Origin of the sequence: Longimicrobium sp. (assembly GCF_036554565.1) — a bacterium.
Classification (GTDB): Bacteria; Gemmatimonadota; Gemmatimonadetes; order Longimicrobiales; family Longimicrobiaceae; genus Longimicrobium.
This window is the reverse complement of the sequence record NZ_DATBNB010000392.1, coordinates 1-14,770: the sequence shown is the minus strand read 5'-3', so window position 1 is coordinate 14,770 and position 14,770 is coordinate 1. Positions and strand designations below refer to the sequence as shown.

At 69.2% G+C, this 14,770-nt stretch carries 14 protein-coding genes and 1 pseudogene; 8 read left to right on the top strand and 7 right to left on the bottom strand.

All coding sequences use genetic code 11. From position 1 onward, the window contains the following. Together VIB55_RS10885 and VIB55_RS10880 are read left to right on the top strand one after the other, a co-directional pair. Positions 1–1,308, top strand: a 1,308-nt coding sequence (locus tag VIB55_RS10885; protein WP_331876686.1) for a sigma-54 dependent transcriptional regulator, incomplete at its 5' end; no start/stop codon positions are given. Between the two features lie 320 nt (positions 1,309–1,628). Further along, positions 1,629–2,111, top strand: a complete 483-nt coding sequence (locus VIB55_RS10880; RefSeq protein ID WP_331876685.1) for a DUF2335 domain-containing protein — start codon at positions 1,629–1,631, stop codon at positions 2,109–2,111. 66 nt (positions 2,112–2,177) lie between these two features. Here VIB55_RS10880 and thiE read toward each other — a convergent pair whose 3' ends face one another. The 6 genes from thiE to VIB55_RS10850 form a co-directional block, all read right to left on the bottom strand. Continuing rightward, entirely contained in the window at positions 2,178–2,804 is a 627-nt protein-coding gene (gene thiE, locus VIB55_RS10875; RefSeq protein WP_331876684.1) for a thiamine phosphate synthase, read from the bottom strand. Further along, complete coding sequence (gene mltG / locus VIB55_RS10870; protein WP_331876683.1) at positions 2,801–3,799, bottom strand: endolytic transglycosylase MltG; 999 nt, start codon at positions 3,797–3,799, stop codon at positions 2,801–2,803. The genes thiE and mltG overlap by 4 nt, the downstream gene beginning before the upstream one ends. Continuing rightward, positions 3,796–4,248, bottom strand: coding sequence for a Holliday junction resolvase RuvX (gene ruvX, locus VIB55_RS10865; RefSeq protein ID WP_331876682.1), 453 nt, complete (start codon positions 4,246–4,248; stop codon positions 3,796–3,798). Before ruvX ends, mltG begins: the two co-directional genes overlap by 4 nt. Before the next feature lie 256 nt (positions 4,249–4,504). Next, positions 4,505–5,035, bottom strand: coding sequence for a dihydrofolate reductase family protein (locus tag VIB55_RS10860; RefSeq protein WP_331876681.1), 531 nt, complete (start codon positions 5,033–5,035; stop codon positions 4,505–4,507). Positions 5,036–5,054: 19 nt separating this feature from the next. Further along, a complete protein-coding gene (locus VIB55_RS10855) occupies positions 5,055–6,620 on the bottom strand; it encodes a trehalose-6-phosphate synthase (RefSeq protein ID WP_331876680.1) in 1,566 nt (521 codons plus the stop codon). A 72-nt stretch (positions 6,621–6,692) separates the two neighbouring features. Continuing rightward, positions 6,693–6,911 carry a hypothetical protein gene (locus tag VIB55_RS10850; protein WP_331876679.1) on the bottom strand — a complete coding sequence of 73 codons (219 nt, stop codon included), beginning with the start codon at positions 6,909–6,911 and terminating at the stop codon, positions 6,693–6,695. 199 nt (positions 6,912–7,110) lie between these two features. On the opposite strand from VIB55_RS10850, the gene VIB55_RS10845 reads away from it, so the two are divergent. The 4 genes and pseudogenes from VIB55_RS10845 (at position 7,111) to VIB55_RS10830 (ending at position 11,145) form a co-directional block, all read left to right on the top strand. Beyond that, positions 7,111–7,506: a response regulator gene (locus VIB55_RS10845; RefSeq protein WP_331021478.1), complete on the top strand. Its 396-nt coding sequence runs from the start codon at positions 7,111–7,113 to the stop codon at positions 7,504–7,506. Continuing rightward, the gene (locus VIB55_RS10840; protein ID WP_331876678.1) at positions 7,503–8,492 is read left to right on the top strand and encodes a diguanylate cyclase; all 990 of its coding nucleotides are present in this window, start codon (positions 7,503–7,505) and stop codon (positions 8,490–8,492) included. The genes VIB55_RS10845 and VIB55_RS10840 overlap by 4 nt, the downstream gene beginning before the upstream one ends. Next, positions 8,489–10,568 (top strand): annotated as a pseudogene (gene ligA, locus VIB55_RS10835) (NAD-dependent DNA ligase LigA); the annotation flags it as partial. The gene VIB55_RS10840 and the pseudogene ligA, both read left to right, overlap by 4 nt. 31 nt (positions 10,569–10,599) lie before the next feature. Continuing rightward, a complete protein-coding gene (locus tag VIB55_RS10830) occupies positions 10,600–11,145 on the top strand; it encodes a hypothetical protein (protein WP_331876676.1) in 546 nt (181 codons plus the stop codon). A gap of 120 nt (positions 11,146–11,265) precedes the next feature. Here VIB55_RS10830 and VIB55_RS10825 read toward each other — a convergent pair whose 3' ends face one another. After that, positions 11,266–12,153 carry a DUF72 domain-containing protein gene (locus VIB55_RS10825; RefSeq protein WP_331876675.1) on the bottom strand — a complete coding sequence of 296 codons (888 nt, stop codon included), beginning with the start codon at positions 12,151–12,153 and terminating at the stop codon, positions 11,266–11,268. A gap of 316 nt (positions 12,154–12,469) precedes the next feature. Between VIB55_RS10825 and VIB55_RS10820 the strand changes: the two genes are divergently transcribed. Continuing rightward, the gene (locus VIB55_RS10820) at positions 12,470–13,351 is read left to right on the top strand and encodes a hypothetical protein (protein ID WP_331876674.1); all 882 of its coding nucleotides are present in this window, start codon (positions 12,470–12,472) and stop codon (positions 13,349–13,351) included. A 144-nt stretch (positions 13,352–13,495) separates the two neighbouring features. Next, positions 13,496–14,605, top strand: coding sequence for an SPFH domain-containing protein (locus VIB55_RS10815; RefSeq protein WP_331876673.1), 1,110 nt, complete (start codon positions 13,496–13,498; stop codon positions 14,603–14,605). Positions 14,606–14,770: the final 165 nt, after the last annotated feature.

Below are 14,770 nucleotides of genomic sequence, written 5' to 3'. Positions count from 1 at the left end.
GAGGGACGCGGCAAGGGGGCGCTCGACAGCCTTCGCCGGCACCGCCCCGACATCGTCCTCACCGACCTGCACCTGCCCGACATGGACGGGCTGGCCCTGCTCAAGGAAATCAAGAAGCAGTCGCCGGAAACGCTGGTGGTGATGATCACCGGCTTCGCCACTGTCGACAGCAGCGTCGAAGCCATCCGCGCCGGCGCCTACGACTACATCCCCAAGCCGTTCACGGCCACGCAGTTGCGCATTCTCATCGGGCGCGCGGGGCAGCAGGTGCAGCTGGTGCGCGACAACGCCCACCTGCGCGACCAGCTGAAGAAGCACTACAGCTTCGACAACATCATCGGCACCAGCGACAGCATTCAGAAGGTGTTCTCGGTGGTGTCGCGCGTGGCGCCCACGGACGCCAGCGTCTTCATCTCGGGCGAGTCCGGCACGGGCAAGGAGCTGATCGCGCGCGCCATCCACGCCAACAGCCGGCGGAGCGCGCGGCCCTTCATGGCCATCAACTGCGCCGCGCTCCCCGACAACCTGCTGGAAAGCGAGCTGTTCGGGCACGAGAAGGGCTCGTTCACCGGCGCCGACACGCTGCGGCGCGGGCTGCTGGAGGTGGCCGCGGGGGGAAGCTTCTTCCTGGACGAGGTGTCGGAGATGAGCATGGACCTGCAGGCCAAGCTCCTTCGCGTCATCCAGGAGCGGCGCATCCGGCGGGTGGGCGGCGAGAGCGAGATCCCCATCGACGTTCGGTGGATTTCGGCCACCAACCGCGATCCCGAGCAGGCGGTGCGCGACGGCAACCTGCGCCAGGACCTGCTGTACCGGCTGAACGTGGTGCCGGTGAAGCTTCCGGCCCTGCGGCAGCGGCGCGAGGACATCCCCGCGCTCGCCCAGAGCTTCCTGCGCAACTTTGCCGAGGAGTACGACCGCGGAAACCTGCGGTTCACCCCCGAGGCGCTGCGGGTGATGGGCGACTACTCGTGGCCGGGCAACGTGCGCGAGCTGCAGAACATGGTGGAGCGCATCGTCTCGCTCTGCCTGCCCGGGCAGGAGATCGGGGTGGAGGACATTCCCGAGGAGCTGTCGGCGGTGCCCTCCAGCGGCACGCGCACGGCCATGTCGTTCAGCGCCGACCAGCCGTTTCACGAGGCCAAGAACGACGCGATCACGGTATTCGAAAAGGAGTACCTGCGCGACCTGCTGAACCGGCACAACGGCAACATCTCGCACGCCGCGCGCACGGCCGGCATCGACCGCAAGACCATCCACCGGATGCTCACCAAGTACGAACTCGACGGCCGCGAAGTCGCCTGGTAGATGATCCTCGCTGTCCGTGACTGCTGACCCGTCCGACGCTCGCAACGGGGTAGGGAAAAGGGTTGACATCACGGAACGGACCCTGCAACCTGTGGGTAGCAAGCCCAGGCTGCTTCGACGCGAACGGGATATGATGAGCAACTCCACCCTCCGTAGCAGTGCTCGCGGGAAGACGAATGCATTCCTGTGGGGCGCTGCACACGCACTGGATCTCGGGGGATTGTTGTTGACGAACGTCGACTGGCGTGGGTTTTCGGCCGACGCGGAAGCACTCCGGCGAGACTGGCAGATAGCACTCGGGAGAGCGGGAGCGGAGGCCGATGTCACAGAAACAGACGAACGGGGACCAACAGCTTTCGCCCCAGCTGGATAACGCAGTCGCAGGCTCCTCCGAAGGGCCTGCGATTCTGCGTCAGGAGGAGTTGTTCCCCACCGCGATCCACGTTTCGGAGTCCTCGTCCTTCTCCGGGCCTCTCCCGCCGCCGGACCTTCTGGCCGAGTACGAAGCCGTCGTACCCGGTCTGGCCGATCGGATCGTCAGGATGGCCGAGGATGAGGGCGGGCACCGCAGGAGAATGCAGCGCGGGCTGTTGCGGCTCTCGTTTCTGGGGCTCGGGTCTGCGTTCATCATCACGATGACGGGGATACTCGGAGGATTCTACCTCATCAACGAAGGCAAGAGCCTGGAAGGGATCGCCACCTTCATCGGTGCGCTCGGGAGTTTGCTCCTCGTGTACCTTTCTCGCGGCAAGCAGGCCCCGCCGAAAGCCGGGAACGGCGAAGGGAAGCAGAAGCTCGACTGACAAACGACAGAAACGGCCGGCGCCGCACCAGCGGCTCCGGCCTTTTCTAGTTCCAATTCGGGCGGGCTACAACGTCGTGGCCCGCAGCAGTTCGCGCGTGGCGGACTCGGGATCGTCCGCGCGCATGACAGCGCTGATCACCGCCACGCCGGCGGCGCCCGACTCCACCACCGCACGCGCGTTTCCGATAGCGATCCCCCCGATGCCGACGACCGGGATGTTCACGGCCGCGGCCACCTCCGCGATCCGTCCGAGGCCGATGGGCTCGCCCGCGTCGGCCTTGCTGCCCGTGGCATAGACGGAGCCGACGCCCACGTAGTCGGCACCCTCGGCCTCCGCCTGCAGCGCCAACTCCACGCTCTCGGCCGAAACGCCCAGCAGAAAGCCGGGGGGTGAAACCCGCCGTGCCGCCCCGACGGGCAGGTCATCCTGGCCCACGTGCGCGCCGTCCGCCCCGGCGATCACGGCCACGTCCACACGGTCGTTCACGAACAGCAGCGCCCCGGCGGGTCGGGTCTCCGCGAGCAGCGCATGGGCCATTTCCACCATGTCGCGGGCGGCCGCGCCCTTCATCCGCAGCTGGATGGCCGGCGCGCCGCCCCGCAGCGCCGCGCGAACGACGTCCACCAGGTCGCGCCCGCCGCAGTCCGCGTCGGTGACCACGATCAGCCGCAGCCGGTCGATGAGCGTCACCGGCGGGCGCCCTGCTGCGCGGCGCGAAGCTCCGCGCGCGACCTGGCGACCTCGCGCAGGTGCTCGTTGTACGTCCGCGTGAAGACGTGCGTGCCGTTGCGGCGCGCGACGAAGAACAGGAACTCGTGCTCCGCCGGGTTCAACGTCGCCTCCACCGCCCCGCGGCTCGGGGACGCGATGGGGCCGGGCGGCAGCCCCTTGTGGCGATACGTGTTGTACGGGTCGGCCGCCACCTGCTGGATGTGCTTCTGCAGCAGCCGCCTCTGGTGCTCGCCCAGGGCATACTGGACGGTGGGATCCGCTTCCAGGCGCATTCCGCGCTGCAGGCGGTTGTGGTAGACACGGGCGATCGTCGGACGCTCGGTCCACACGCGCGCCTCCTTTTCCACGATCGACGCCAGCGTCACTACCTCGCGCTCGCTCATCCGCAGCGCCTGGGCGCGGGCGCGCATGGCGGGCGTCCACTGGCGCTTGTACTGCCCCGTCATCTCGCGAAGGATGCGGTCCAGCGACGAGCCCATCGGCAGGGTGTACGTGGCGGGATACAGGTAGCCCTCCAGCGTGGGCCCGGGCACCCCGTACTTCTGCGCCAGCGCGGGGTCCATCAGCCGCGACAGCACCGAGTCCGCCGGCAGCCCCGTGGCCTGCGCCAGCCGCGGGGCGATGCCGCGCAGGTCCCATCCCTCGGGAATGACGACGCGCGTCTTCACCACGTCGCCGGTGGTGAGCTTCTGCACGATCAGCCCGTACGAGGCGCCGGGGCGCACCTCGTACACGCCGGGCTTCAGCTTGGGCGCGGCGCCCTTCATCCGCGCGTACAGCTTGAAGGTGGCGGCGGAGCCGACGACGCCGCGTTTGGCCAGCGTGTCGGTGACGGACGACAGCCCGCTCCCCTCCGGCACCTTGAAGCGCACCGGCTCGCCCTTCCCCTCGCCGCTGCCGCAGGCCGCCAGCAGCACGACAGCGAGCACGGCGACCGATCGACCGAACCTCATTCCGTTTCCCCCGAAGCCCTGCGCTGGTTGCGGCGGAGGGCCAGCCAGGTTTCCAGGATCACCGCCGCCGCCGCGGAATCGATGCGTCCCTTCTGCTCGCGGTCGCTCTTCTTGAGCCCCATCCCGCGCACCGCCCGCTCGGCGCTGATGGACGACATGCGCTCGTCCATCCAGTGCACGGGCAGCCCGGTGCGGCGCCCCAGGTCGTCGCCGAAGCGCCGTACCTCGGCCACCCACTCGTTCTCCTCGCCGGCCAGGTCCAGCGGCAGCCCCACGACGGCCTCGTCGGCCTCGCTCTCCGCGATCAACGCGGCGATCTCGGGCCACGGCGGCCGCTTTCCGGCACGCCGCTGCAGCGTGGTCAGCGGCGACGCGATGGTCCGCGTGGGGTCGCTGACCGCCACGCCGATGCGGCGCTGGCCGTAGTCGAAGGCGATGGTTCGGGACAAGGGATAGTGCGTGAGTGCGTGAGTGCGTGAGTGCGAAAGTGCGAAAGTGCGAAAGTGCGAAAGTGCGTGAGTGAAACTACACTCTCCCTCGCGGAAAGAAAAACGAGGCCGCTGGTGTCATTCCGACGGAGCGGCCACGCCTCACCTGCCCCTCGCACTCCAGCCGGCAGCGACCGAGGGATCCGCCACACACCCGACGTGACGCGCGAAACCCCGCCCGCTACGAGTCCACGTCCCTCGCCCCCGCGTCGTGAGACTACGCAGGAACGTAGGTCAGCCGGATCACGTCCTCGCCGATCCGATCGTGAGCCACCAGCCGCAGCGGCGGCTGGGGGCCGGCGAAATACGGGCTGCCCCCACCAAGCACCACCGGGTGCAGGTAGATCCGATACTCATCGATCAGGCCAAGCTCAGTGAGGCTTTGCGCCAGGTCCGGGCCGGCCACTTCGATCTCCCCCTCGCGCTCGGCCTTCAGCGCGCGGATGGCGCCCTCCAGGTCATCCCCGACGAGGCTGGCGTTGGGCCCAACCGACGTCAGCGTGCGCGAGACGACCCATTTCGGCTGCTTCCGCCACGCCTCCGCGAAGGCGTGCTCATCTGCGTTCCACTCCGGGTGATCGTCGTCCCAGTACCGCATGATCTCGTAGATCTTGCGGCCGTACACACTCCCCGCCTGCCCCCGGGCCTCCTCGACGAAGTGGCGGAACAGCGTGGGATCCGGCGCGAACGCCGTGTGGTCGACGTAGCCGTCCAGGGACTGGTTCATTCCGAACACGAGCTTCGCCATACCCGTTTTCCTTTCGTCGTCAGTACCGCTCGTCCCCCTCCACCCCCGCCACCATCTCCTCGTCGAAGGGCTCCGCGAACGGGTCCGCGGGGGGCTGCTCGCACGCGCCGTCCCCGCGCGAAACCCGTCCCCAGCACTGGAACATGTCGTTCATCCAGTCGTAGATCGAGGTCAGCGACCCCTGCAGGCGCTCCATGCTGGCCGCCCGCTCGTCGGCCGGGAGGACCAGGGCGTCGCGGATGCGCAGGGCCGTGCCCTCCGGGTCGTACGGGTTGATGTGCAGGGCGTCCTCCATCTCCTCGGCCGCGCCGGCGAAGAGGGAGAGCATCAGCACGCCGTTGCGATCAACCTGGCTGGCCACGTACTCCTTGGCCACCAGGTTCATCCCGTCCTGCAGCGAGCTCACGATGCACACGTCCGCCAGCCGGTACAGGATGGCCAGCCGGTCCACCGGCAGCGACTGCTTGATCAGGTGAATGGGGCGCCAGTCGGCCGTGGCGAAGCGCTCGTTGATCTCGCGCACCTGCCGGTCCACCCGCTGCGCCAGGTCGTCGTACGCCGCGATGTCGCCGCGGCTGGGCACCGCCACCTGCACGAAGGTGAAGCGCCCGCGGAACTCCGGGTACCGGTCCCACAGGAACTCCAGCGCCTTGAACTTTTCCGGCAGCCCCTTGCTGTAGTCCAGCCTGTCCACCCCGATGCCGATGCGCCCGCCGCCCGGCGCGTACCGCTTGCGGATGCGCGTCATCTGCTCCTCCACCCCCGGCGCCGTGGCGGCGTCCTGGAACTGCTGGATGTCGATGGAGATGGGGAACGCGCCCACGTGGCAGGTGTGGCCGTCGAGCGTGGCGGTGCGCGCCTGCCAGTCCACCTCGGCACCGGCGATGCGCCGCGCGGCCCGCAGGAAGTTGTCGGCGAAGATGGGCAGGTGAAAGCCCATCAGGTCGTTCGCCAGCAGCCCGCGCAGCAGGGGCGCCGCCTGCGGGGCCAGGCGAAAGATGTCGATGGGCGGAAACGGGATGTGCCAGAAGTGGGCGAGCGACAGGTCCGGCCGACGGCTGCGCACCAGGTGCGGCGCCAGCGCCAGGTGGTAGTCCTGGAACCACACCGCGGCGTCCTTGCCCTTCACCTCTTCCAGCACCGCTTCGGCGAAGCGCCGGTTCACCCGGCGGTAGCGCTCCCAGTAGCGGCCCCGGACACGGGTAAGGTCCGGCCGCAGGTGGCACAGCGGCCACAGGAACTGGTTGCTGAACCCCAGGTAGTAGCGGTGGATGTCGGTGTCCGTGAGCCACACCCGGCGCAGGGTGTAGCTGGGGTCCTCCGGCGGAACGCGGACGCGGTCGTCGTTGTCCACCGCCTGGGGGTCGGCATCGCCCGAGCCCCAGGCCACCCACATGCCGCCCAGCGCCTGCAGCAGCGGGTCGAGCGCCGAGGTAAGGCCGCCGGCGGGGCGCCCCACCTCCATCTCGCCCACCTCCTGCGACCACTTGTGCTCGTACGGCTCGCGGTTGGAAACCACCACGAACCGGCGGCCGGGAAAGTTCTCGCGGAACAGCGGGCCCAGGTCCCGCGGATCGGTCGGCATCGGTGCAGAACCTCGTGTATGCGCGGGCCGCCGCGGCGAGGGCGGCCGAGTTCGTTCGATCGGAACGGGCCGCTACAGCGTGAAGCGTCGCTTCGCCATCCGCGCCGCCGCGCCCTTACCCGCCCCGGCCCGGCCCTCGGCCGGCGCGCGCATCCCCCGCACCCGGGCGACGGCGTCCCCCGCGGGAACGCGCCCCGGCGACAGCAGGAGCGCCGCGCCGATGCCCAGCATGGCGCCCAGGGCAAAGCCGCGCAGGATGGTGCGGCGCCGCGACTGTTCTTCGTAGTGCATGGAACGCAAGCCTGGGATCAGGGAGAAAGCCGCGGCGTGGCGCGGGCTGGGCGGGGGCAACGCGCGTGCCAGCGGAAGGGCAGAGCTCCGGGGGGCCAGCCTTGCCACGCCCGTGCACGGGGGTATAATTAACGCCTTGCCCGCGCCATCGCGCGGCGGGGTGGGCGTCAGACGGAAACTGGACAGGAGGCACTTCGGGATGGCGGATTCCAGCAAGACGGTCCTGCTCGTGGAGGACAACGAGGACAATCGGACCGTCTACCGGACGATCCTCGAGCACTTCGGGTACCAGGTCATCGAGGCCCGCAACGGCGAAGACGGGGTGCGGATGGCGCGCGAAGACCATCCGGACCTGATCCTGATGGACATCTCCATTCCCATCATCGACGGCTGGGAAGCCACGCGCATCCTCAAGGGCGACGCGGCCACCAGCTCCATTCCCATCATCGCCCTCACCGCGCACGCCCTGGCCACGGACCGCGCCAAGGCCACCGAGGTGGGCTGCGACGGGTACCTGGCCAAGCCCTGCGAGCCGCGCCGCGTGGTGGCCGAGGTGGAGAAGTTCATCGGGTCCGGCCGGGAGGCGAACGCTTGACCATCTCGGCCGGGGTGACGGAAGACGGCCCCACCCGCGTGCTGGTGGTGGACGACGTTCCCGACAACGTCGAGATCCTTCACGCCCGGCTCGCGTCGCGCGGCTACGAGGTCGTCACCGCCACCAACGGTCCCGAGGCGCTGGAGGCCGTCAAGGTACAGGCCCCGCACCTGATCCTGCTGGACGTGATGATGCCGGGGATGGACGGCCACGAGGTCACCCGGCGCATCAAGGACGACGAGTCGCTCCCGTTCATCCCCATCATTCTGGTGACCGCGCTGACGGAAACCGAGGACGTGGTGCAGGGGCTGGAGTCGGGCGCCGACGACCACATCAGCAAGCCGTACAACTTCAACGAGCTCGAGGCGCGCATGCGCGCCATGCTGCGCGTCAAGCGCCTGCAGGACGAGCTGGACCTTAAGAACCGCGAGCTGGAGCACGCCAACATCCGGCTGAAGAAGCTGTCGGTGACCGACGGCCTGACGGAATTGTTCAACCACCGCCACGTGCATGAGCAGCTGCACGACGAGTGGGAGCGCAGCCGCCGCACGGGCGAGCCGGTGGGCGTGGCAATGATCGACCTGGACAAGTTCAAGCGCATCAACGACACCTACGGCCACCCGACGGGCGACGTGGTGCTGTACGAAACGGCGCGCATCATCAAGGAAACGGCGCGCGAGATCGACATGGTGGGGCGGTACGGCGGCGAGGAGTTCATCGCCATCCTTCCCAACACCGACGAGGAAGAGGCCGCCGCGTTCGCGGAGCGCGTGCGTGCCGCCGTCGAAGAGCACCTGTACCGTGACGGCGCGGTGGAAATCCGCATGACCACCTCGTGCGGCGTGGCGTCGTCCCAAGCGTCGCAGGCCGACACCCCCGAGGAGCTGCTGAAGGCCGCCGACGAGGCGCTGTACGAGGCCAAGCGCAGCGGACGCAACCGCGCCGTGCGCGCCACCCAGGTCGAAACGCCGCAGCCGCAGGCATGAGCCCCGCCGCCCCACCCGAGGCGGCCGCCCGGGCCGCCGAGCTCCGGGAAAGCATCGAGCAGGCGAACCACGAGTACTACGTGCTGGACGCGCCCTCGCGTCCCGACGCGGAGTACGACCGCCTGTTCCGCGAGCTGCGCGAGCTGGAGGCGGCCCACCCCGAGCTGCGCACCCCCGACTCTCCCACGCAGCGCGTGGGCGCCGAGCCCGCCAGCCGTCTGGAAAAGACGGAGCACCTGGCGCCCATGCTTTCCCTGGACAACGCGTTCGGGCCCGACGAGCTGCGCGCGTGGGAGGTGCGCAACGCGCGCATCGCCGACGAGGTGCTCACGGCCGGCTATGTGGCCGAGCCCAAGATCGACGGGCTGGCGATCGCGCTGACCTACGAGGACGGCGTGCTGGTGCGCGGGGCAACGCGGGGCAACGGCACCATCGGCGAGGACGTGACGCGCAACCTGCGCACCATCCGCGAGATCCCCCTTCGGCTTCGGGGAGATGGGCCCGCCCTCCCGCGCCGGATGGAGATCCGCGGCGAGGTGTACATGTCGCTCGCGGGGTTCGAGAAGCTGAACCAGCGGCGCGCGGCGGACGGGCAGGCGACGTTCGCCAACCCCCGCAACAGCGCGGCGGGGTCCCTCCGGCAGCTGGACCCGGGCGTCACGGCGTCGCGTCCCCTGCGCTTCTTTGCCTACGCGGTAGAGGCCGGCGGCACGCCCGTGCCCTTCACCACGCAGTGGGGGCTGCTGGAGGCGCTGCGGGCGTGGGGGCTCCCCGTGAATCCGCTCGCCCGGCCGTGCGCGGACCTGGAGGAGGTCCTGGCGTTCGTGGAGGACTTCGAGGGGCGGCGGCGCACGCTGGACTACGAGGTGGACGGCGCGGTCATCAAGGTGAACCCGCTGCCGCTGCAGGAGGAGCTGGGGGTGGTGGGCGGGCGCGATCCGCGCTGGGCCATCGCCTACAAGTATGCGCCGGACCTGGCCGTCACCACGCTCAACGCCATCCGGATCAACGTGGGGCGCACGGGCGCGCTCAATCCGTATGCGGAGCTGGAGCCCGTGGAGGTCGGCGGGGTGGTGGTGAAGCTGGCGACGCTGCACAACGAGGATGACATCCGCCGCAAGGACATCCGCGAGGGTGAAAAGGTCATCATCAAGCGCGCCGGCGAGGTCATCCCCCAGGTGGTGGGCCCCGTGCTGGAGGAGGGACAGGAGCGCAGGGCGGCGTTCTCCATGCCGGACACCTGCCCAAGCTGCAGGACGCCCGTGGAGAGGCCGGAGGGCGAGGCCCTGCTGTACTGCCCCAACTCGGCGTGCCCGGCGCGCATCTACTGGGGGCTGGCGCACTTCGTCTCGCGCGGCGCAATGGACATCCGCGGCCTGGGCGAGCGGACCATCGCCACGCTGCTGGAGCGCGGGATGGTGCGCGACGTGGGCGACATCTACGCGCTCACGCAGGAGCAGCTGCTGACGCTGGAGGGCTTCAAGGAGAAGTCCGCGCAGAACCTGCTGGCCGGCATTGAGGCGTCGAAGCAGCAGGGGCTGGCCCGCGTGCTCTTTGGCTTGGGCGTGCGCCACGTGGGCGAGATCGCGGCGCAGACGCTGGCGCGGCACTTCGGCAGCATGGACCGGCTGGCAGCCGCCTCGACGGAGGAGATCGAGGCCGTCCACACCATCGGCCACATCATGGCCGAGGCGCTTCACTCCTGGATGGCCGAGCCGCGCAACCAGGAGGTGGTCGCCAAGCTGGCGGCCGCGGGCGTCAGGATGACGGAGGAGCGCACCGAGCCGGCCGAGGGGCCGTTCACGGGCAAGGCCTTCGTGATCACGGGCACGCACCCCACGATGACACGGCCGCAGATGGAGGAGTTCATCCAGCAGTGCGGTGGACGCGTGGCGGGAAGCGTCTCCAAGAAGACGGACTACCTGGTGGCCGGCGAAGATGCCGGCTCCAAGCTGGCCAAGGCGCGCGAGCTGGGCATCAAGGAGCTCAGCGAGGCCGACCTTCTCGCGCTTCCGGAGCGGTTGGCCGCCGCGGCTGCCGCGGCCGAACCCGATCCATCCACCGAACCCGCCGCCGTCGCTGGTGGCGCCGTCCAGGAAAGTCTCCTATGAACGCCATCGCCGCCCCGCCGCGCTTTCTGCAGGTGCCCGCCACGCTGCTGGCCTCGGTTCGCACGGCCGTCGTGGGCGACCGCCAGCCGATGGAGGCCGTCACCGTGCTGCGCCAGCTGGGCTACGAGCTGGGCGAAGAGGTTTATGCGTCGCTGCAGGAGCGGGTGGCGCGCGACTTCGCGGGCATCGACTGGGGCGGGCTGAACCCCGCGGAGTTCTGGCGCGCCGCGGCCGGCTTCTTCGCGGACCGGGGCTGGGGGCGGCTGGAGTTCCGCGACCTTCACCCGGCCGTGGGCGCCATCGACCTGACCGACTGGGTGGAGGCCGAGGCGGGCGGCGGGCCGCGCGGCGCGCACCTGACCACGGGGCTGTTCAGCGCGCTGCTGGAGCGGCTGGCGGGGTCGGGCGTGGCGGTGATGGAGGTGCCGTCGGGGTCTGCGGACCGCACGCGCCTGCTCTTTGCCCGCGGCGACATCTTGGGCCAGGTGTACGAGGGCGTCCGCACCGGCACCCCCGTCGAGGACGTCGTCGCGCGGCTGTAAGCAAACGAACTGCAGTTTCACGCAGAGGCGCAGAGAAGACTTAGAGGACGCAGAGGGGCCGGAGCAACCCTCTGCGTCCTCTCAGTTCCCTCTGCGTCCCCTGCGTGAAACCTCTTTTTGTCAGAACTTTGGATCGGGCGGGTCCGCGGGTTCGGTGTAGGGACCCATCACCTTTCCGTATTCCTCCACGAGCGAGGGCGGAGCGGGCACCTTCTTCTGCTCCACCATCGACTGCAGCATCAGCGCGTTGGCGACGGCCTTGCCGCGGAAGTGGTTGTTGGTCACCACGAACACGTCTTCCGTAGGCGCCTCCCCCGCGATTTCGGCGGTGCGCGCGGCCCAGGGCTGCAGCTCATCGGCCGTGTACAGGTAGTCGTAGCGCTCGTCACGCCCCGCCTTTTCCCGGAACCAGTCCTTGTAGTTGCGGCCGTGCACCCGCACGTAGCCCACCGGCGACGTTACGTGCGCGGTGGGCTTGATGCTGTCGTGAAAGAGCGGCTGGTCGATGTTCACGAACCCGATCCCCCGCTCCATCAGGCTGCGGAAGAACTCGGGCGTGTTCCAGGTGGCGTGGCGCACCTCGAGGACGAGCGGGTAGCCGGCGAAGGTGGCAGTCACGTCGTTCAGCCACTCGCGGTTCTCGTCCGTGCGCCGGAACGACCAGGGAAACTGCAGGAGCACCGCGCCCAGGCGCCCGCTTTCCATCATGGGATCGAACCCCCCGCGCACCTCGTCGACCTCCGCGGCCGTCCACGCCGCGGTGCGCTGGTGGGTGAAGCGCTGGTGAAGCTTGAGGGTGAAGCGGAAGTCCGGGAATTCCTCCACGCGGCGCACCCAGCTCTGCACGGTCGTGGCCTTGGGCGGGCCGTAGAACGACGAGTTGATCTCTACCGTGTCGAAGTAGCCGGCCAGGTAGCGAAGCGGATCGAACCCCTTGGGCTTGGGCGCGGGATAGACGACGCCCTCCCAGTCCTTGTACTGAAACCCCGCCGGCCCGTACCGTATCATCGTCGCTCCCGGTTCGCTGTCGCACCTGTGGCGGCAAATGGGGCAAGGTCCGGACCCGCCTCATGGTAACGCTGAAACGAGTTTCCACGCAGAGGACGCGGAGGGAACAGAGAGGACGCAGAGGGTTTGGCCCGCCTCTGCGTCCTCTCCCTTATCTCTGCGTCCTCCGCGTGAAACTGCCGTTACAGGACTTTCGCTCCGCGGCTTCTCTTGTTTACGTTTGATCCTGGACGGGTTTTCCTCGTGGTGTCTCCCCCTCCCTCACATCCGCCCCTCCCCCATGGCCCTGACTGCCTGCCGCGAGTGCGGCACCCCCATGCCCGCCCGTTCCCATGCGTGCCCGAAGTGCGGGGCCATCGTCGCGCCCGCCGCCTCCATGGCCTACCGGCCGCCGCCGCCCCGCCCCGCGCAGGAGCCGGAGGGCTCCCCGTGGCGGACCGCAGCCGGATGGGTGCTCCTTCTGGCCGTGCTCGCGGTTTGTGGGATCTTCTTCTACCGCGTGTCAGCGGGGATCGACCAGCACGCCCTGGCAGAGGAGGAGATGGAGCGGGAAGATGAGCACGTACGCAGGGCGGTCACGTGGGTGCAGGACACCGTGCCCGGCGCCGTGCCCGAGAGCGGCCCGGTGCCCACCTCCGACGTGGCGAAGCGCATGTGGGTGATCCGCCGGATGCTCGTGGACCGAGCCGTGTGGGAGCGTGAAGTCATGGAGCGGCACGGCGTCAGGCGCTTCTACCTGCCGGCGGAGTGGAACACGGTGCACTTTCAGGCGAACGCGCGCGCCTACCCGGCGGTGGCCAGGTACGTGGACGGCCTCGTGGCGGCAACCAGGGAAATCCAGGCGAAGTCCCCCGGTTGGATCGGTGAGCGCACCGCCGCGCTGGCGCGGCAATCGGGAGTACCCGAGTCCGAGATCGCCTACGTCTTCCCGCGCGACGGCCGGGGCGTGCCGGCAGAGGAGGCGCGGGCGGCGGACATGATGCGGAAGGTGCACCGCCACCTGGTGGACATGGACCCGCGGGTACAGCCCGGCGAAGGGGACCAGATTCTGTACGAGCGCAGGGAGGACATGCTCCGGGTCATTGAACTTACGCAAGAGCTGAACGAGGCCACGGAATCCGCCAGCGATGCCCGGGAGCAAAGGTTCGCCGGAGAGTTCTCCTCCATCCCACGTGTGGCCCGGGTGATCCGCAAGTAGCTCCGCGGCCCCGAACTCCATCCGCCGAAACAAGTTGCCGCCGCCCTGCGTAGTGCCGCATTCACGCGGGTTGCGCAGGGGCCGCCCGCGCGTGAACTTGCGTCCGGCCCCGTCCACCACACTTGCCCCTTTCGGAGCACGCCCATGGCCCTCTTCGACTTCATCAAGACCGAGCTGATCGACATCGTCGAGTGGCTGGACCAGACCGGCGACACGATGGTGTACCGGTTTCAGCGGCACGACAACGAGATCAAGAACGGCGCGCAACTGATCGTGCGCCCCGGGCAGGCAGCCGTGTTCGTGGACCAGGGCGAGATCGCCGACGTCTTCCCCCCCGGGCGCTACGAACTGACGACGGAAAACCTGCCGGTGCTTTCCACCCTGCGCGGATGGAAGTACGGCTTCAACTCGCCGTTCAAGGCCGAGGTGTACTTCGTCGCCACCAAGGTGTTCACCGACCTCAAGTGGGGCACCAAGAACCCCATCATGCTGCGCGACCCCGAGTTCGGGCCCGTGCGGCTGCGGGCGTTCGGCACGTACGCGGTGCGGGTGAGCGAGCCGGCCAAGTTCATCGCGCAGATCGTGGGCACCAACGGCGTGTTCACCACGGACGGAATTTCCGACCAGGTGCGCAACTTCATGGTGTCGCGCTTTACCGAGGCGCTGGGCGAGGGCAAGATCCCCGCGCTGGACCTGGCAGCCAATTTCTCGGAGCTGGGCCAGGCGGTAAAGACGGTCATCGGGCCGGAGGTGGGCGAGTACGGCCTTGAGGTGACCACCTTCCTCGTGGAGAACATCTCCCTGCCCGAAGAGGTGGAAAAGGCGCTCGACAAGCGCACCAGCATGGGTGTCATCGGCAACCTGGGCGCGTACTCGCAGTTCCAGGCGGCCAATGCCATGGAGCAGGCGGCCAAGAACCCCGGCGGCGGCGCCGGCGAGGGGATGGGGCTGGGGCTGGGCTTCGGGATGGCGCAGCAGATGGCCAACGCGTTCAATCAGAACCCGGCCGCCGGCGCGGCGCCCGCGGGCGGGCCTCCGCCGCTGCCGGGCGGGGCGCAGTTCTACGTGGCGCTGGGCGGCGCGCAGGCCGGGCCGTTCGGGATGGATGCGCTGCGCGGCCACGTGTCGGGAGGACAGCTGACGCCGGACACGCTGGTGTGGCAGCAGGGGATGGCGGCCTGGACGCCGGCCAGCCAGGTAGAGGCGCTCCGCCCGCTCTTCGGCGCCACGCCGCCGCCGCTGCCGACGGCCTAGTTCGCGGCGCTGGGCCTGCCCTGCTGGGGCGACTGAAGTCGCGGCAACAAGGGCCCGAAGTCCGCCTTCGCGGACTGGTTTGCACCGGCCGCGCTGACACGCGTCCAGTCCAGGTTCAGTGCGTCACGCCAGCCGAAGCGCGATCGAATTCTCCCCTCTCCCGCT